This is a genomic window from Micromonospora sp. WMMD980 (assembly GCF_029626035.1).
GTDB lineage: Bacteria > Actinomycetota > Actinomycetes > Mycobacteriales > Micromonosporaceae > Micromonospora.
On record NZ_JARUBE010000003.1, the window covers coordinates 2,668,232 to 2,689,319 of the forward strand.

General features: G+C 74.0%; 1 protein-coding gene (only partly in view). It reads right to left on the minus strand.

The genetic code is table 11. The annotated features are described in order from the left end of the window. Window positions 1-20,978, minus strand: partial view of a type I polyketide synthase gene (locus tag O7618_RS12660; protein WP_278106269.1) — the 5' portion only. It extends 12,694 nt beyond the left edge of the window; only the first 20,978 of its 33,672 coding nucleotides appear in the window; it begins with the start codon at window positions 20,976-20,978; its stop codon lies off the left edge, out of view. Between the last annotated feature and the right edge of the window lie 110 nt (window positions 20,979-21,088).

Genomic DNA, 21,088 nt, shown 5'->3' on the forward strand with positions numbered 1-21,088 from the left:
GCGATCTCACCGATCGAGTGACCGAGCAGGTAGTCCGGGGTCACGCCCCAGGACTCGACGAGGCGGAACAGCGCGACCTCGACGGCGAACAGGCCGGCCTGGGTGTAGCCGGTCCGGTGGATGGCGTCGGAGTCGATGGCGTCGCGCAGCGGCATGTCGAGGAGCTGGTCGAAGCGGGCGCAGATCGCGTCGAACGCCGCCGCGAACACCGGGAACCGATCCGCCAGCCGCAGGCCCATCCCGACCCGCTGCGCGCCCTGACCGGTGAACAGCACCGCCAGGCCGCCCTCGGCGGCCACGCCGGACACCGTGGGCGCCCGCAGGCCGGTGAGGAGGTCGTCGCGGGTGCCGGCGAGCACCACCGCGCGGTGCTCCAGCGCGGCCCGCCCGGTCGCCAGCGACCAGGCCACCGCCGCCGGGTCCAGCTCCGCCGCGGTCTGTCGAAGCCGGACCAGTTGCCCGGCCAGCGCCTCCGCCGACCTGGCGGAGACGAGCCACGGCAGCGGGCCGTCGGCCTCGGGCGCCTCGACGGTCGTCTGCTGCTCGGCCGGCTCCTGGAGGATCAGGTGCGCGTTGGTGCCGCTGATCCCGAACGCGGACACCGCCGCGCGTCGGGGACTGCCGTTCGGCTCCCACGCCCGGGCCGCGGTCAACAACTCCACCGCCCCGGCGCTCCAGTCCACGTGCGGCGACGGCTCGTCCACGTGCAACGTCGCCGGCAACACACCGTGCCGCATCGCCAGGACCATCTTGATGATCCCGGCAACCCCGGCCGCGGCCTGCGTGTGCCCGATGTTCGACTTGACCGACCCCAACCACAACGGCTCGTCGCGGTCCTGCCCGTAGGTCGCCAGCAACGCCTGCGCCTCGATCGGGTCGCCGAGCTTCGTACCCGTGCCGTGGGCTTCCACCACGTCCACGTCGGCGGTCGTCAGGCCGGCACTGGCCAAGGCCTGCCGGATCACCCGCTGCTGCGCGGGCCCGTTCGGCGCGGTCAAACCGTTCGACGCGCCGTCCTGATTCACCGCGCTGCCGGAGATCACCGCGAGGATCCGGTGTCCGAGGCGCTCGGCGTCACCGCGACGCTCCACCAGCAGCATGCCGGCGCCCTCGGCCCAGCCCGTGCCGTCCGCGCTCCCGGCGAACGACTTGCACCGCCCGTCCGAGGACAGGCCGTCCTGACGGGCGAACTCCGCGAACACCTCCGGACCCGTGATCACCGTCACCCCACCCGCCAACGCCAGATCACACTCACCAGAACGCAACGCCTGCGCCGCCAGGTGCAACGCCACCAGCGAGGAGGAACACGCCGTGTCGACGGTCATCGCGGGGCCTTCGAACCCGAACGAGTACGACACCCGACCCGAGATCACACTGTTCGCCGTGCCGGTCAGGACATGACCGTCACCGGTCTCGGCGAACAGTCCCCCGGTCCCGTAACCGGAATTCGACGCCCCCACGAACACACCCACCGGACGGCCCCGCAACGACCGCGGATCCACCCCCGAGCGCTCCAACGTCTCCCACGACACCTCCAACAACAGCCGCTGCTGCGGATCCATCGCCACCGCCTCACGCGGCGAAATCCCGAACAGACCCGCGTCGAAGCCAGTCGCGCTGTCAACGAACCCGCCCACCGCGGAGTACGACGCGTCGGCCGGAACGGCCCAGCCCCGGTCGACGGGGAACGCCGACATGCCGTCGGCACCCCCGGCGACCAGCCGCCACAGATCCTCCGGCGACTCCACCCCACCCGGATACCGGCACGCCATCCCCACAATCACGATGTCGTCGCCGTCGACCCGCGCCGGCAGCGCCACCGCCGGCGCGTCGTCCGTCCCGGCGAGGCCCAGCGCCTGCAGCAGGTGGTCGGCCAACGCCTGGGGCGTCGGATAGTCGAACACCAGCGACGACCCCAGGTGCAGACCGGTCGCCGCGTTGATGCGGCTCTTCACCTCCACCGCCGTCACCGAGTCGATACCCAGATCACGGAACGCCGTCTGCGGCTCCACCTGCCCCGCCCCGGCGTAACCCAGCGCCTTCGCCGTCTGCGCCCGCACCAACGCCAACAACTCCCGCCGCCGCTCCGTTTCCGACAGGCCAGCCAGGCGTGCCGCCAGCGCATCGTCGGCCGACGTCTCGGAAGCGACCACCGCCAGCTCACCGAACAACGGCGCCGACCGCTGCACGGCGAACGTCGGCACGAACCGCGACCAATCCACATCGGCAACCGTCGTCGTCACGTCACCCGCGTCGACCGCCAACGCCAGAGCCTGCACCGCCAAGTCCGGATCCATCGCCGCCAAACCACGACGCGCCAAGTAATCGACGGCACCCACCTCACCGGCCATCCCACCCTCGGCCCACGGACCCCACGCGACAGCGGTGCCCACCTTCCCCGCCGCCCGACGCGACTCCACCAACGCATCCAACGCGGCGTTCGCGGCGGCATAGGCGGCCTGACCACCACTACCCCACACCCCGGCGATCGACGAGAACACCAGGAACAGATCGAGATCCACCTCGGCGGTCGCCTCGTCCAGATGCAACGCACCCGACACCTTGCCCGACACCACCGCCCCGAACGACTCGGCCGTCGCGTCCAGCAGGCTCTCCACACCGGACACGCCCGCCGCATGCACCACACCGGTCAAACCCTCAATACCCGCCACCACACGCCGCACCGCATCACGGTCGGCGACGTCACACGCCACCACCGACACCTCGGCACCCAACACGGTCAACTCCGCGACCAGACCACCGACGCCCGGCGCCCGCTCACCACGACGCGACAGCAACACCACCCGCGACGCCCCACGACCCACCACCCACCGGGCGACCCGCGAACCCAACGCACCCGTCCCACCCGTGACCAGAACCGTGCCCGACAGCGCGGTCGGGCTCGTCGAACCGGCGGGAGCGGCACGTCGCAACCTGCGCGCGAACGCCCCGGACGACCGAACGGCAACCTGGTCCTCACCGTTCCCGGCCAGCACCGCCGCGAACCGGCGACCCTCCCGCTCACCCAGGACCGCCGGCACGTCGACCAAACCACCCCACGACTGCGGCAGCTCCAGGCCGGCGACCCGGCCCACACCCCACACCATCGCGGCGGAGACGTCGGTCACCGACTCCGACCGACCCACCGCGACCGCGCCACGCGTCACCGCCCACACCGGCGCGGTGATCCCGACGGCGGCGACCTCCTTCAGCGCGGCCACCAACGGCCAACCCTCGCCGCCGGCCCAGACCACACCCCGCAGGCCGTCGACGACGGTGACGGAACTCGACCGCACCACCTCGGCACCCGCCGACGCCAGCGCCGCGACGATGTCGTCGGCGTCCGTCTCCGACAGCACCAGCCAGGTACCCGACAGCACCGCCGGCGCCGGCTCCGGCATCGGCGCCCAGCCGACCCGGTACCGCCACCCCTCCACCACGCCCTGCGAACGACGCCGGTGACGCCACGCGTACAGGGCCGGCAGCATGCGCTCCAGCGCTCCCGCGTCCACGCCGTCGAGTTCACCGGCGAGGCCCTCGTGGTCGCCGCGTTCCACCGCCGACCAGAACGCGCCGTCCTCGGCGCCGGTGATCCCGGTCGTCTCGGCGGGCATCAGCCAGTAGCGGTCGCGCTGGAACGGGTACGTCGGCAGGTCGACCCGCGGCGCGGCCGGCAGGATCGCCGCCCAGTCGACGGGTACGCCCGCGGTCCACAGTCGTCCGGCCGCCTCCAGGACGGTCGTGGCCTCGTCGCGGTCCCGGCGCAGCGCGGCGACGTAGGTGAGGTCCGGAGCGGCCGTCGCCGACAGCACGGCCACCGGGCCGACCTCCAGGCACCGGGTGACGCCGTGGTCGGCGAGCCAGGTCATGCCGTCGGCGAAGCGCACCGCCTCCCGCACGTGGCGCACCCAGTAGTCGGCGGTGAACTCCTCGACCGGCTCACCGGTCAGGTTCGACACCACCGGAATGCGCGGCGACGCGAAGTCGATGTGCGCGATCGCGGCCGCGAAGTCGGCCAGCATCGGCTCCATCAGCGACGAGTGGAACGCGTGCGACACGGTGAGCCGGGTGGTCTTCGGGAAGCGCGCCGCGAACTTGTCGACGGCGGCGGCCCGGCCGGAGACGACCACGGAGTGCGGCCCGTTGACCGCGGCCACGTCGATCTTCCGGCGGCCGATCGCCTTGCGCACGTCGGCCTCGGACGCCTGCACCGCGAGCATCGCCCCGCCGGCCGGCAACGCCTGCATCAACCGGCCGCGCGCCGCCACCAGCGTGACCGCGTCGTCGAGCGACAGCACGCCCGCCACGTGCGCGGCGGCGATCTCACCGATCGAGTGCCCCAGCAGATAGTCCGGGGTGACCCCCCAGGACTCGAACAACCGGTAGAGCGCGACCTCGACCGCGAACAGCCCGGCCTGGGTGTGCACGGTCCGGTGGATCGCGTCGGACGCCAGGGCCTCGCGCAGCCCGTCGAAGCGGGCGACGATGCCGTCGAACGTCTCGGCGAAGAGCGGGAACCGCTCAGCCAGGCCGGCGCCCATCCCGATCCGCTGGGCGCCCTGGCCGGTGAAGAGGAACGCGGTGCGGCCCGTACCGGTGCCGCCGGCTCCGGTCTCGAGGTCCGCCAGCGCCGCCGCGAACGACGCCGGGTCCGATGCCACGACCACCGCACGGTGATCGAGGACGGCCCGGGTCGACACCAGCGCCGCGCCGACGTCCGCCGGCCGTGACTCCGGCCGCGTCAGCACGTACTCGCGGAGCCGTTCGGCCTGGGCCCGCAGCGCCGCCGGCGTCCGGGCGGACAGCACCCACGGCACCGGTCCGGCGACCGGCTCGGCCGGGGCCGGCGTGGAGACCGGGGTGGGCGCCTCCTCGAGCACCACGTGGGCGTTGGTGCCGCTGATGCCGAAGGACGACACCGCGGCCCGGCGCGGCCGGTCGCCCGCCGGCCAGGCGACCGGTTCGGTCAGCAGGTGCAGGGCGCCGGAGGTCCAGTCGATGTGCTCGGACGGGGTCCGGGCGTGCAGCGTGCGCGGCAGTTCGCCGTGCCGCATGGCCAGCACCATCTTGATGATGCCGGCGACGCCGGCCGCGGACTGGGTGTGGCCGATGTTGGACTTGATCGAGCCGAGTCGCAGCGGCTGGTCGGCGGGCCGCTGCCGGCCGTACGTGGCCAGCAGCGCCTGCGCCTCGATCGGGTCACCGAGCGCGGTGCCGGTGCCGTGCGCCTCCACCACGTCGATGTCGGCCGGGGTGAGCCGGGCGTTCGCGAGGGCCTGCCCGATGACCCGCTGCTGCGACGGGCCGTTGGGTGCGGTGAGCCCGTTGCTGGCCCCGTCGGAGTTGACCGCGGTGCCCCGGACGACGGCGAGCACCTGGTGGCCGTGGCGCCGGGCGTCGGAGAGCCTCTCGACGAGCAGCACGCCGACCCCCTCGGACCAGCCGGTGCCGTCGGCGTCGGCCGAGAACGGCTTGCACCGCCCGTCCCCGGCCAGGCCGCCCTGGCTGTCGAAGCTCGGGAAGATGTCGGCGCCGGCCAGGACGGTGACACCGCCGGTGAGGGCCATCGTGCACTCCCCCGACCGCAGCGCCTGGGCGGCGAGGTGCAGGGCGACCAGCGACGAGGAGCAGGCCGTGTCGACGGTGACCGCGGGACCTTCGATGCCGAAGGTGTACGCGACCCGTCCGCTGATCACGCTCGGCGCGGTGCCGGTGAGCGCGTGGGTCTCGGCGCCGTCCGGCAGCGGGCCGGCGGTGCCGTAGCCGGACGAGGACGAGCCGATGAAGACGCCGACCGGCTCACCGCGCAGCGACTCGGGGTCGAACCCGGCCCGCTCGAAGACCTCCCAGCAGGCTTCGAGGAGCACCCGCTGTTGCGGGTCCATGGTCAGGGCCTCGCGCGGCGAGATGCCGAAGAGGCGGGAGTCGAACGCGGTCGCGTCGTCGATGAAGCCGCCCTGGCGTACGTAGTCGGCGGCGTCGGCGGCCCAGCCACGGTCGGTCGGGAACGGGCCGATCGCGTCCGTGCCGTCGGTGACGAGCCGCCAGAGGTCGTCGGGGCTGTTGGCGCCGCCCGGGTAGCGGCAGGCCATGCCGACGATCGCGATCGCGTCGTCGTCGGTGGCGGTCCGGACGGTCCGTGCCTGTTGCGGGGCCGGCGCGCCGAGCAGTTCGGTGCGCAGCCAGCCGGCCAGGACGACCGGGGTGGGGTAGTCGAACACCAGCGTGGCGGGCAGCCGCAGCCCGGTCGCGGTGTTCAGCCGGTTGCGCAGCTCGACGGAGGTGAGCGAGTCGAACCCGAGGTCCTTGAACGCCCGGGTCGGCTGGACCGCGTCGGCGGAGCCGTGGCCGAGCACCCCGGCGGCGGCCGTGCACACCACGTCGGTCAGCAGCCGGTCCTGGTCCGCGTCCGCCAACCCGACGAGGCGTCGCGCCAGGTCGGGGCCCGTGACACCGCCGTCGTCGGCCCGGCGGACCGCGGTGGTGACCAGCCGGCGCAGCAGCGGCGGCACCGTCCCCGAGGCCCGGACCGCGTCGAGGTCGAGCCGCGCCGGGACCACGTGCGCGTCGGGCAGCCGGTGAGCGGCGTCGAACAACGCCAGGCCCAGCTCGTCGGACATGCCGCCGCCGACCCGCGCGGCCACCGCGCCGCCCATGCCGGCGGCGTTGGCCCACAGACCCCAGCCCAGCGACTGACCGACCAGACCAAGACCGCGACGGTACGAGACGAAGCCGTCGAGGAACGCGTTGGCGGCCGAGTATCCGGCTTGGCCGGCGGTGCCGAACACGGCGGAGATCGAGGAGAAGACGGTGAACAGCGCGAGGTCCCGGTCGCGGGTCAGCTCGTGCAGGTGCAGCACGGCGTCGACCTTGGGCGCCATGACCCCGGCCACCCGCTCGGCGGTCAGGCTGGTGAAGACGCCGTCGTCGAGGACACCGGCGCAGTGCACGATGCCGGCGAGGCCGTCGATGCCGTCGACCACCGCGGCCAGGGCGTCGCGATCGGTGACGTCGGCAGCGATCACCCGCACCCGCGCGTCCAGCTCCGGTGCCGGACCGCCGGAACGACTGACCAGGACCAGATCCCGCACCCCGTGCGCCTCGACCAGATGCGCCGCCAGCAGCGCGCCCAACCCGCCGGTGCCACCGGTGATCAGCACCGGCCCGTCCACCGGCCGGGGCACCAGGACCACGTTCTTCCCGACGTGCGCCCCACGACTCATCGTCCCGAGCACCGCCGGCAGTTCCCGCACGTCCGCCACCGTCGGCGGCAACAGCCGCAGCTCCCCCGACTCGAACAACGCCACCAGGTCGGCCAGCATCGCCGCCGTGCGGTCCGCGCCCGCCTCCGACAGGTCGAACGCCTTGTACCAGACCCCAAGTTGACGCTCGACCTGCGCGGCGTCGCGGATGTCCGCCTTGCCCATCTCCACGAACCGGCCACCCGGGCGCAGCATGCCCAACGAGGCGTCCACGAACTCACCGGCCAGCGAGTCCAACACCACATCCACACCGCCGAACACGTCGGCGAACCCGAGATCCCGCGACGACGCGATGCGCTCCCTGTCGACGCCGAGCGCTTCGACCGCCGCCCACTTGGCAGGCGACGCGGTGGCGAACACCTCCGCACCCCACAACCGGGCCAGCTGCACGGCCGCCGAACCGACACCACCGGCAGCGGCGTGCACCAGCACCCGCTCGCCGGCCTGAAGCCGCCCGAGGTCCGCCAACCCGTACCAGGCCGTCAGGAACGCCATCGGCACCGCCGCGCCCTGCGCGAACGACCACCCCGCCGGCATCCGCGCGACCACCCGGTGATCCGCCACCACCCGCGGCGCGAACCCACCGTGGAACAGGCCGAACACCCGGTCACCCACGGCCAGACCCGACACGTCCGGGCCGACCTCGACCACCACACCCGCACCCTCGGAACCCATCACCGCCGACGGATCCGGATAGACACCCAGACCCAACAGCACGTCACGGAAGTTCACCCCGACCGCGCGGACCGCGATCCGCACCTCACCGGCGGCCAGCCCCACGCTCGGAACCTCGACGACGCCGAGGCTCGACAACGCGCCGTCACCACCCGGGGCCACCCGCCACGACCCGGCAGCCGGCGGCAGGTCGAGCCGGGTCGGCGCGGTGATCAGCCGCGGCGCGAGGATCGTCCCGGCCCGCAGGGCGAGTTCCGGCTCGTCCCCTCGCACGGCCGCGCCGAGCAGCGACCACGAACGGTCGTCGCCGTCGATGTCGACGAGCACGATGCGGCCCGGGTTCTCGCTCTGCGCCGAACGCAGCAGACCCCAGACCGCGGTGGCCGCCGGGTCGGTGACCGGGCCGGCCGCGGGCACGGCGCCGCTGGTCAGGATCGCCAGCCGGGTGTCGGTGAAGCGGTCGTCGGCCAGCCAACCCCGGGCGGCGTCGAGCGCCTCGGTGGTCAGCGTGTGGGCGGCGGCCGCGAGGCCGTCGCGGTCCGGGCCGGCGATCTGCCACAGGACCAGGTCCGGGAGTTGCGCGGCGTCGCGCAGCTCGGCGAAACCGGGGTACGTGGTGGCGGCGCCGGCCCGCTCGTCCACGCCGATCGCGGCGAAGGGAGCCGAGCCGCCCGCCGGGGCGGGCAACGGGGTCCAGTCCACGGTGTAGAGGGAGCCGTCGGTGACCGGCGCCGGGCGCTCCAGCGCGTCCGCGGTGACGGCGCGCATCGCCAGGCGGCCGATGCGGGCCACGGGCGCGCCCGTGCCGTCGGCCACGTCGATGGCGATGCCGGACGTTCCGGTGGCGGACAGCCTCACCCGCAGCACTCCGGCGCCGGTGGCGAGCAGACGCACGTCCGACCAGGCGAACGGCAGCCGGGTGGCGCCCTCCCCGGCCAGGTCGCTGAGCCCGATGGCGTGCAGCGCGGCGTCCAGCAGGGCCGGGTGCAGGCCGTACGCGGCCGCCTCGGGTCGGGCGTCCTCGGGCAGCGCCACCTCGGCGTGGACCGCGTCCGCGGAGCGCCAGGCGGCCCGCAGGCCCCGGAACGCCGGGCCGTAGGCCAGGCCGACCCGGTCGGCGAGCTGGTCGTAGAAGCCGTCGAGGTCGATGGCGGTGGCGTCGGCCGGGGGCCACGTCGACAGGTCGGCGGCGGACCGGTCCGGCGTGTCCGCGGCGAGGCTGCCGGTGGCGTGCCGCTGCCAGGGCGCGTCCGGCCCGGTCCGCGACCAGATGCTCACCGGCACGTGCCCGGCCCCGTCGTCGGCGCCGACGCTGACCTGGAGTTGGACCCCGTCGGCGGGCAGCACCAGCGGAGCTTCGATGGTGAGTTCCTCCAGCACCGGCCGCCCGGTCTGGCGTCCGGCCGAGGTGGCGAGTTCGACGAAGGCGGTGCCGGGCAGCACGGTACGGCCGAGCACCACGTGGTCGGCCAGCCACGGCTGCCGCTGGGCGGACAGCCGGCCGGTCAGCAGCAGCCCGTCGCCGCCGGCGATGGACACCGTCGCCCCGAGCAGCGGGTGTTCGGCGCGACCCAGGCCGGCCGCCTCCATGTCTCCGGTGAGGGCCCGGTCCAGGCGCGGCCAGAACCGACGGCCCTGGAAGGCGTACGTCGGCAGGTCGACGCGGGGCGCGGCGGGCAGGACCGCGGTCCAGTCGACAGGCACGCCGATCGTCCACAGCTTCGCGGCCGCCGCCAGCACCGTCGACGCCTCGTCGCGGTCCTTGCGCAGCGCCGCGACGCAGGTGAGGTCCGATACGGCCAGCGCGGACAGTACGCCCGCCGGCCCGACCTCCAGGCAGCGGGTCACCCCGTTGGCGGCGAGCCAGGACATGCCGTCGGCGAAGCGCACCGCCTCCCGGACGTGGCGCACCCAGTAGTCGGCGGTGAACTCCCGCACCGGCTCGCCGGTCAGGTTGGACACCACCGGAACACGCGGCGGGGCGTACGTGATGCTTTCGATCGCCGACGCGAACTCCGCGAGCATCGGCTCCATCAGCGACGAGTGGAACGCGTGCGACACCGTCAGCCGGGTCGCCTTGGCGAACCGCGACGCCAGCGCGTCGATCGCCTCCACCGGGCCCGAGACCACGATCGACGTCGGACCGTTGACCGCCGCGACATCCACACCCGTGCTGGCGATGACCTCCCGCACCGACTCCTCGGTCCCCTGCACCGCGAGCATCGCCCCACCGGCCGGCAACGCCTGCATCAACCGGCCGCGCGCCGCCACCAACGTGACCGCGTCGTCGAGCGACAACACGTCCGCCACGTGCGCGGCGGCGATCTCACCGATCGAGTGCCCCAGCAGGAAGTCCGGGGCGACGCCCCAGGATTCGACGAGCCGGAACAACGCCACCTCGACGGCGAACAGGCCGGCCTGCGTGTACCCGGTCCGATGGATCGCCTCGGAGTCGATCGCCTCCCGCAACGGCACGTCGAGAAGCTGGTCGAAGCGGGCGCAGATCGCGTCGAACGCCGCCGCGAACACCGGGAACCGCGCCGCCAACCCGGCACCCATCCCGATTCGCTGCGCACCCTGACCGGTGAACAGGAACGCCAGACCACCCTCGGACACCGCACCCGACACCGCAGGCGTCCCGAGGCCGGCCAGGAAGTCCTCGCGCGTGCCGCCCAGCACCACCGCACGGTGCTCCAACGCCGCCCGACCGGTCGCCAGCGACCACGCCACCCCGGCAGCGTCCAGACCCGGATCGGCCGCCACGACGTCGCGCAACCGCTCCACCTGTCCGGCGAGCGCCTCGGCCGACCGCGCCGACACCAACCACGGCAACGGCCCCTCGACCACGGGCTGCTCGGCCGGCGGACCGTCGGCCTCGGGCACCTCGACCGTCGCCGGCTGCTCGGCCGGTGACCGGTCGGGCGCCTCCTCGATGATCACGTGGGCGTTGGTGCCGCTGACGCCGAACGACGAGACACCGACGCGGCGCGGACGGTCGCCCGGCTGCCAGTCGCGCGCCTCGGTGAGCAGCTCGACGGCGCCGCCGGACCAGTCGACGTGGTGGGTCGGCTCGTCGACGTGCAACGTCGGCGGCAGCACGCCCGCCTGCAACGCCATCACCATCTTGACGATGCCGGCCACCCCGGCCGCCGCCTGGGTGTGGCCGATGTTCGACTTGACCGAGCCCAACCAGAGCGGCCGGTCCCGGTCCTGCCCGTAGGTGGCCAGCAGCGCCTGCGCCTCGATCGGGTCGCCGAGGCGGGTGCCGGTGCCGTGCGCCTCGACGGCGTCCACGTCCGCGGGGTCCAGTCGGGCGCTGGCCAGCGCCTGCTGGATGACCCGTTGCTGCGCGGGCCCGTTCGGCGCGGTCAGGCCGTTCGACGCGCCGTCCTGGTTGACCGCGGAGCCCCGGACCACGGCGAGCACGCGGTGCTGGTGACGCCGCGCGTCGGCCAGCCGCTCGACGAGGAGGATGCCCACACCCTCACCCCAGCCGGTGCCGTCGGCCGCCTGCGCGAACGGCTTGCAGCGCCCGTCGGCGGCCAGGCCGTCCTGCCGGCCGAACTCGGCGAACGCGCCGGGTGTCGCCATGACGGTGACGCCGCCGGCCAGGGCCAGGTCGCACTCGCCGTTGCGGAGCGCCTGCATCGCCAGGTGCAGGGCCACCAGCGACGAGGAGCAGGCGGTGTCGACGGTGACCGCGGGGCCTTCCAGCCCGAACGCGTACGAGGTGCGGCCGGAGAGCACCGCGGCGGCGTTGCCGGTGCTGACGTAGCTGTCGACCGCGCTGTGCAGCAGCAGGGCCGCGTAGTCCTGGCCGTTGGTGCCGGCGAAGACACCGGTGCGGCTGCCGGCCAGCCCGAGCGGGTCGAGGCCGGCGCGCTCGAACGCCTCCCAACTCGCCTGGAGGAAGAGTCGCTGCTGCGGGTCCATCGCCAGCGCCTCACGCGGGGCGATGCCGAACAGCTCGGCGTCGAAGTCGCCGGCGTCGTGGACGAAGGCGCCGAGCGGTGCGTACAGACCGGTGGTGTCGGTGGTCCAGCCCCGATCGGTGGGGAAGTCGGCCACGGCGTCCCCGCCGTCGAGCACGAACTCCCAGAGTTCCTCGGGGGTGCGGACGCCGCCGGGGAAGCGGCAGCTCATCGCGATGATGGCGATCGGCTCGTCGTCCGCGACGGTGGTCGGGGGCGCGGCCACGGCGGGAGCGGCAGCGCCGCCCAGGAGCGCGTCGAGGTGCTGGGCGAGCTGCGCCGCGCTGGGATAGTCGAACACCAGGCCGGCCGGCAGCGTCAGTCCGGTGAGCGTCTGCAGCCGGTCACGGAGCTCGACCGCGGTGAGCGAGTCGATGCCGAGGTCCTTGAACGCCCTGCCGGGCGCGATCCGCTCGACCGTGTCGTAGCCGAGCACCCCGGCGACGGCGGACCGTACCTCGCCGAGCAGGACGGTGCGTCGCTCGGCCGCGGTCAGGGCCGCGAACCGGGATTCGGAGCGGCTGGGCGGGGCGGCGGGTGCCTCGACCGGGACGACGTCGGCGAGGAACGGGCTGGGCCGGCCGGCGGTGAAGAGCGCGGTGAACTGTGGCCAGTCGACGTCGGCGACGGTCAGGCAGCCGGTGTCGGCGTCGACCGCCTCGGCCAGCGCCTGGACGGCCAGCGCCGGCGGCATCGGGCGCAACCCGCGACGGCGCAGGTAGTCCTCGGCGCCCTCCTCGGTGACGAGCATGCCGGCCTCGGCCCACGGCCCCCAGGCCACCGCCGTGCCCGCCTTGCCCTCGGCCCGGCGCGACTGCACCAAACCGTCGAGGAACGCGTTGCCGGCCGAGTAGGCGGCCTGGCCGCCGCTGCCCCAGACACCGGAGATCGAGGAGAAGACCACGAACAGGTCGAGGTCGCGGGTCAGGGCGTCCAGGTGTACGGCGCCGGCGACCTTGCCCCGGACGACCTCGGCGAAGTCGTCCGCGTCGGTCTCGGTGAGCAGGCCCACCCCGGAGACGCCGGCCGCGTGGACCACGCCGGACAGGTCCCGGATTCCGGCCAGCAGGTCGGCCACCTGGGCCCGGTCGGACACGTCGCAGGCCAGCACCGACACCTGCGCGGGCGAGAGTTCGGCCACCAGGTCGGCGGCGCCGGGGGCGTCCGGTCCCCGGCGGGAGGTCAACACCAGGCGGCGTACGCCGCGGCCGACAAGCCAGCGGGCCACGTGCCCGCCGAGCGCGCCGGTGCCGCCGGTGACCAGGACCGTGCCGTCCCACGTCCGGGGGGCCGGTGGCCGGGACGGGGTCGCCGCGGGCCGCAGCCGGCGGACGTAGACGCCCGAGGAGCGCACGGCGACCTGGTCCTCGACGCCGCCGAGGAGGTCGGCCAGCCGCCGGCGGGTCCGTTCGTCGGTCTCGGCCGGCACGTCGACGAGGCCGCCCCACCGCTCCGGTAGCTCCAGCGCCGCGACCCGGCCGGCGCCCCAGACCACGGAACCCGCGACGTCGGTCAGTGGGTCGGAGCGGCCGATCGACACCGCGCCGCGGGTGACCCACCACAGGCGGGCCGGCACGCCGCTGTCGGCCAGGGCCTGCACCGTGGTCAGGAGGCCGTAGTGGGCGTCGGCCGGTGTGCCGGTCGGGAGCAGCGACACCACTCCGGCCAGGTCGTCGACGGTGCGGGTGAGCGCGGTGAGCGCGCGGGCCAACGCGCGCCGTTCCAGGTCGTCGGCCGTGACGACCAACTCGACGAGGTCAAGGTCGGTGCCGCCCAGGAGCGCGTCGGCCGTTCCGGCCACCGGGGTCAGGACCAGCCAGGTGCCGGAGGCCGGCCGCGGGGAGTCCGCGACCGGGCGCCAGGTGACGTCGTAGCGCCAGGAAGCCACCTCGGTGGCGGCGAGCCGGTCGCGGCGCCACTCGGCGAGCGCGGCGCCCAGCGAGGCCGGTACGTCGGTGTGCAGCAGGTCGTGCAGGCTCTCGCCCTCGACGGCCTGCCAGAACGCCGCGTCGACCGGGTCCGTGTGCGTCGTCGGCAGCTCGATCGGGGTCAGCCAGTAGTGGTCGCGCTGGAACGCGTACGTCGGCAGGTCGACGCGGGGCGCGGCGGGCAGGATCGCGGTCCAGTCGACGGGCACGCCGACGGTCCAGAGCCGCCCGACGGCGGCCAGCAGCGTCGACGCCTCGTCGCGGTCCTTGCGCAACGCCGGGACGGCGGCGAGTTCCGGGGCGGCCATCGCGGACAGCACACCGGCCGGTCCGACCTCCAGGCAGCGGGTCACCCCGTGCGACGCCAGCCACCGCATGCCGTCGTCGAAGCGGACCGCCTCCCGTACGTGCCGCACCCAGTAGTCGGCGCTGAACTCCGCCACCGGCTCGCCGGTCAGGTTCGACACCACCGGGATGCGGGGCTGGGCGTGGTCGATGTGCGCGATCGCGGTCGCGAACTCGGCGAGAATCGGTTCCATCAGCGCGGAGTGGAACGCGTGCGACACCGTCAACCGCGTCGCCTTGGCGAAGCGCGGCGCCAGCTCGTCGATCGCGTGCGCCGGGCCGGAGATGACTACCGACGTCGGGCCGTTGACCGCGGCGACGTCCACGCCGCCGGCCAGCATCGACCGGACCTCGGCCTCGGACGCCTGCACCGCGAGCATCGCCCCGCCGGCCGGCAGCGCCTGCATCAACCGGCCGCGTGCCGCCACCAGCGTGACCGCGTCGTCGAGCGACATGACACCCGCGACGTGGGCGGCGGCGATCTCGCCGATCGAGTGGCCCAGCAGGTGGTCGGGGGTGACGCCCCAGGATTCGAGGAGCCGGTACAGCGCCACCTCGACGGCGAACAGGCCGGCCTGCGTGTACGCCGTCTGATGGATCGCGTCGGAGTCGATCGCGTCGCGCAGCGGCATGTCGAGGAGCTGGTCGAAGCGGGCGCAGATCCCGTCGAATGCCGCCGCGAACACCGGATACCTGGTGTACAGGCCGGCGCCCATGCCGACGCGTTGCGCGCCCTGACCGGTGAACAGCAGCGCCAGACCACCTTCGCCGGTCACGCCCGACACCGTCGGCGCCCGCAGGCCGGCCAGGAAGTCCGCACGGCTTCCGGCCAGCACCACCGTGCGGTGCTCCAGAGTGGCCCGGCCGGTCGCCAGCGACCACGCCACCGCCGCCGGGTCCAGCTCCGGATCGGCAGCCACGACGTCGTGCAGGCGGACGGTCTGCTCGGCCAGCGCCTGCGGCGACCTGGCGGAGACGAGCCACGGCAGCGGGCCGTCGACCTCGGGCGCCTCGACCTCCGTCGGTCGCGCGGCCGGCTCTTCCAGGATCACGTGTGCGTTGGTGCCGCTGATCCCGAACGCCGACACCGCCGCCCGCCTGGCGTGGTCGTTCGGCTCCCACGACCGCGCGTCCGTGAGCAGCTCGACCGCTCCGGCGGACCAGTCCACGTGCGGGGACGGCTCGTCGACGTGCAACGTCGCCGGCAACACACCGTGCCGCATCGCCATGATCATCTTGATGATCCCGGCCACCCCGGCCGCGGCCTGGGTGTGCCCGATGTTCGACTTGACCGACCCCAACCACAACGGCTGCTCACGATCCTGCCCGTACGTCGCCAGCAACGCCTGCGCCTCGATCGGGTCGCCGAGCTTCGTACCCGTGCCGTGGGCTTCCACCACGTCCACGTCGGCGGTCGTCAGGCCGGCGCTGGCCAAGGCCTGCCGGATCACCCGCTGCTGCGCGGGCCCGTTCGGCGCGGTCAAGCCGTTGCTCGCACCGTCCTGGTTGACGGCGCTGCCGCTGATGACGGCCAGGATGCGGTGCCCGAGCCGTTCCGCGTCACCACGGCGCTCCACCAGCAGCATGCCGGCGCCCTCGGCCCAGCCCGTGCCGTCCGCGCTCCCGGCGAACGACTTGCACCGCCCGTCGGAGGACAGGCCGTCCTGGCGGGCGAACTCCGCGAACACCTCCGGACCCGTGATCACCGTCACCCCACCGGCAAGCGCCAGATCACACTCACCACTGCGCAGGGCTTGGGCCGCCAGGTGCAACGCCACCAGCGAGGAAGAGCAGGCCGTGTCGACGGTCATCGCGGGGCCTTCGAACCCGAACGAGTACGACACCCGACCCGAGATCACACTGTTCGCCGTGCCGGTCAGGACATGACCGTCACCGGTCTCGGCGAACAGTCCCCCGGTCCCGTAACCGGAATTCGACGCGCCCACGAACACACCCACCGGACGACCCCGCAACGACCGCGGATCCACCCCCGAGCGCTCCAACGTCTCCCACGACACCTCCAACAACAGCCGCTGCTGCGGATCCATCGCCACCGCCTCACGCGGCGAAATCCCGAACAGACCCGCGTCGAACTGCGTGGCGGTCGGTACGAAACCGCCGACCGCCGAGTACGACGCGTCGGCGGGAACGGCCCAACCACGGTCGACGGGGAACGTCGACATGCCGTCGGCGCCACCGGCGACCAGCCGCCACAGGTCTTCGGGTGACTGCACGCCACCGGGATACCTGCAGGCCATCCCGACGATGACGACGTCGTCGCCGGTGAGCGGCTGCGTCACGGTGGCAACGGGAGCGTCGCCCGAGCCGGCCAGTCCCAACGCGTCGAGGAGGTGGTCGGCGAGGACCTGCGGCGTCGGATGGTCGAACACCAGCGACGACCCGAGGTGCAGCCCGGTGGCCGCGTTGATGCGGCTCTTCACCTCGACCGCGGTCACCGAGTCGATACCCAGGTCCCGGAACGCCGTCCCGGCCCCCACCTGCGCCGCCCCGGAATAGCCGAGCGCCTTCGCGGTCTGCGCCCGCACCAACGCCAAAAGTTCCCGACGCCGTTCGGCGTCGGACAGGCCCGCGAGGCGGGCGGCCAGTCCGCCGTCCGCGACCGTCTCCTCGGCCACCACAAGCTCGCCGAACAGCGGCGCCGGCCGCTGGGCGGCGAACGTCGGGACGAACCGTGACCAGTCCACGTCGGCGACCGTCGTCGTCGCGTCGCCGGCGTCGACCGCCAACGCCAGGGCCCGCATCGCCAGGTCCGGGTCCATCGCGCTCAGGCCACGGCGCGCCAGATAGTCCGCCGCACCCGCCTCGCCCGCCATCCCGCCCTCGGCCCACGGACCCCAGGCGATCGCAGTGCCCGCCTTCCCGGCCGCGCGCCGGGACTCCACGAGCGCGTCCAACGCCGCGTTGGCGGCGGCATAGGCGGCCTGACCGCCGCTGCCCCACACACCCGCGATCGACGAGAACACCAGGAACAGGTCGAGATCCAGGCCGGCGGTCACCTCGTCCAGGTGCAGCGCACCCGACACCTTGCCCGACACCACCGCCCCGAACGACTCCGCCGTCACCTCGGACAGGTTCTCCATGCCGGACACCCCGGCCGCGTGCACCACACCGGTCAGCCCGGCGACACCGGCCACCACACGCTGGACCGCGTCCCGGTCGGCTACGTCGCACGCCACCACGGAGGTCTCGGCGCCCAGGCCGGTCAGCTCGGCGACGAGATCGCCGACACCTGGCGCCTGCTCGCCCCGGCGCGACAGCAGCACCACCCGCGACGCGCCGCGACGCACCACCCACCGCGCCGCACGCGCACCCAGCGCACCCGTCCCACCCGTGATCAACACCGTGCCGGACAGCGCCACCGGAGCCACCGAACCCACCGGAGACGCCTGCCACAACCTGCGGACGAACACCCCCGACGGACGAACGGCGACCTGGTCCTCGCCGCCACCGGCGAGCACCGCCGCGAAGCGGCGACCCTCCCGCTCACCCAGCACCGCCGGAACGTCGACCAGACCGCCCCACGACTGCGGCAGCTCCAACGCCGCGACCCGGCCCACACCCCACACCGTCGCGGCGGAGACGTCGGTCACCGACTCCGACCGGCCCACCGCGACCGCACCACGGGTCACCGCCCACACCGGCGCCGTGATGCCCGCGGCGGCGACCTCCTGCAACGCGGCAACCAGCGGCCAACCCTCACCGCCGACCCACACCACACCGCGCGGGCCGTCCACGGGCGAGTCCGAACCCGCCCGCGCATCGACGAACGCCGCCACCGAACCCGCCCGCACCACCTCGGCACCCGCCGACGCCAGGGCGGACACCACGTCATCCGCCGGCGTGTCCGACACCACCAGCCACGTGCCCGACAGCACCGCCGGCGCCGGCTCCCCCGCCGGCGCCCAGCCGACCCGATACCGCCAACCCTCCACCACGGCCTGCGAACGACGGCGGCGACGCCACGCGGACAGGGACGGCAGGAGGCCGTCCAACGCCGCCGCGTCGTCGGCGGTCAGGCCCAGCTCGGCGACGAGCCCGTCCCGGTCGGCGCTCTCCACCGCAGACCAGAAGCCGCTGTCGTCGCCGCCCCGAGCCGGCGCCGGCTCGGACGGGGTGAGCCAGTAGCGGTCCCGCTGGAAGGCGTAGGTCGGCAGGTCGACCGGCACGCCACCCCACTCGGCGAACATGACCGGCCAGTCCACTGTCACTCCGGCGGTGTGCAGGCGGCCCAGCGCGTCCAGGAGCGCTTCGGTCTCGTCCCGGTCCTTCCGGAGCGCCGCGACGCAGAGCCCGTCGGCGATCGCGTTCTGGGCGGGGCCGCTGAGCACGGCGGCGGGCCCGACCTCCACGCAGCGGGTCACCCCGTGCGATGCCAGCCAGGTCATGCCGTCGGCGAAGCGCACCGCCTCGCGTACGTGCCGCACCCAGTAGTCGGCGTCGAACTCCTCGACCGGCTCCCCGGTCAGGTTCGACACCACCGGAATACGCGGCGTCCCGAACTCGATGTGCGCGATCGCGGCCGCGAAGTCCGCGAGCATCGGCGCCATCAGCGACGAGTGGAACGCGTGCGACACCGTCAACCGGCTCGCCTTGGCGAACCGCGGCGCCAGCGCGTCGATCGCCTCCGCCGGGCCGGAGACGACAACCGACGTCGGGCCGTTCACGGCGGCGACGTCGACACCCCCGCCGGCGATGATCTCCCGCACCGACTCCTCGGACGCCTGCACCGCGAGCATCGCGCCGCCGGCCGGCAACGCCTGCATCAACCTGCCCCGCGCCGCCACCAACGTGACCGCGTCGTCGAGCGACATCACCCCCGCGACGTGCGCGGCGGCGACCTCACCGATCGAGTGACCCAGCAGATAGTCGGGAGTGACCCCCCACGACTCGAACAACCGGTAGAGCGCCACCTCGACCGCGAACAACCCGGCCTGCGTGTGCACGGTCCGATGGATCGCCTCGGAATCGAGGGCCTCCCGCAGCCCGTCGAACCGGCCCACGATGCCGTCGAACACCTCCGCGAACACCGGGAACCGCGCCGCCAGACCGGCACCCATCCCGACGCGCTGCGCACCCTGACCGGTGAACAGGAACGCGGTGCGGCCCGCGACCAGGCCGCCCTCGACCTCGGCGAGCGCCGCCGCGAAGGACGCGAGATCCGACCCGACGACGACCGCGCGGTGCTCCAACGACGCCCGCGCCGACACCAGCGCCGCGCCCACGTCCACCGGTCGCAGCTCCGGCCGCGCCAGCGCGTACGCCCGCAGCCGTTCGGCCTGGGCCCGCAACGCCTCCGGCGTCCGCGCGGACAACACCCACGGAAGCACCGACGGGGCCTCGACCACCGGACGCGCCTCGGCCACCGACGGGGCGGACTCGCCGTCCTCGTCGCCGAACTCGTCCTCGACCGGGGCGGTGGCGGACGGCGCCTCCTCCAGGATGACGTGCGCGTTGGTGCCGCTGACGCCGAAGGACGAGATGCCGGCCCGGCGCGGGGACTCGCCGGGGGCCCACGGGCGGGCCTCGGTGAGCAGCTCAACCGCGCCCGCGGTCCAGTCCACGTGACTGCTCGGCGCGTCAACGTGCAGGGTGCGCGGCATGGTGTCGTGCCGCATCGCCATGACCATCTTGATCAGGCCGGCGGCGCCCGCCGCGGCCTGGGTGTGCCCGATGTTCGACTTGATCGAACCGAGCCGGAACGGGCGGCCGTCGGGGCGGTCCTGCCCGTACGTCGCCAGCAGCGCCTGCGCCTCGATCGGGTCACCGAGCCGGGTACCGGTGCCGTGCGCCTCGACCACGTCGACGTCGGCCGGGCCGAGTCGCGCGTTGGCGAGGGCCTGCAGGATGACGCGTTCCTGGGAGGGGCCGTTCGGTGCGGTCAGCCCGTTGCTGGCCCCGTCGGAGTTGACCGCGCTCCCGCGGACCACGGCGAGGATCGGGTGGCCCTTGCGGCGGGCGTCCGACAACCGCTCGACGAGCAGTACGCCGACGCCCTCGGACCAGCCGGTGCCGTCGGCGGCGTCGGCGAACGGCTTGCAGCGGCCGTCGCCGGCGAGGCCGCCCTGGTTGTCGAACTCGGCGAAGATGCCCGGGCTGGTGAGCACTGTGACGCCGCCGGCGAGCGCCATCGAGCACTCGCCCTGTCGCAGCGCCTGGGCGGCCAGGTGCAGTGCGACGAGCGACGACGAACAGGCGGTGTCGATGGTGACGGCGGGGCCTTCGAGGCCGAGCGCGTACGCCACCCGGCCGGACACGACGCTGCCGGCGGTGCCGGTCAGCAGGTGTCCGTCGGCTCCGGCCGGCAGGTCGGCGGCGCCGAGGCCGTAGCCGGACACCGGCGCGCCCATGAACACGCCGACCTGGTCGCCGTGCAGGCTCTGCGGGTTGATGCCGGCCCGCTCGACCGCCTCCCAGCAGGCCTCCAGCGTCAGGCGCTGCTGGGGATCCATGGTGAGGGCCTCGCGCGGCGAGATGCCGAAGAGCCGGGCGTCGAAGTCGCCGGCGTCCAGGACGAAGCCGCCCTCGCGCCGGTAGTCGCCTTCGCCGGTGGCCCAACCACGGTCGGTCGGGAAGCCGCCGATGCCGTCCCGGCCGTCGGCGACGAGCTGCCACAGCTCCTCCGGCGAGGTGACGCCGCCGGGGTACCGGCAGCTCATCCCGACGATCGCGATCGGTTCGCGCTCGCGGGACTCGGCGACACGCAGCCGGCGACGCGCGTGCCGCAGATCCGTCGTGACCCGCTTGAGATAGCCGAGATACTTCTCTTCGTCCGCCACTCGTTTCACCCGTCCAGGCAAGCGTTTTCCGGGCAGCATGAGCCGTTCCGGCGACCGCGGAATTGACGATGGAGAACCGGGTGAAGACTGGCCGCCCGGCACGACACTGC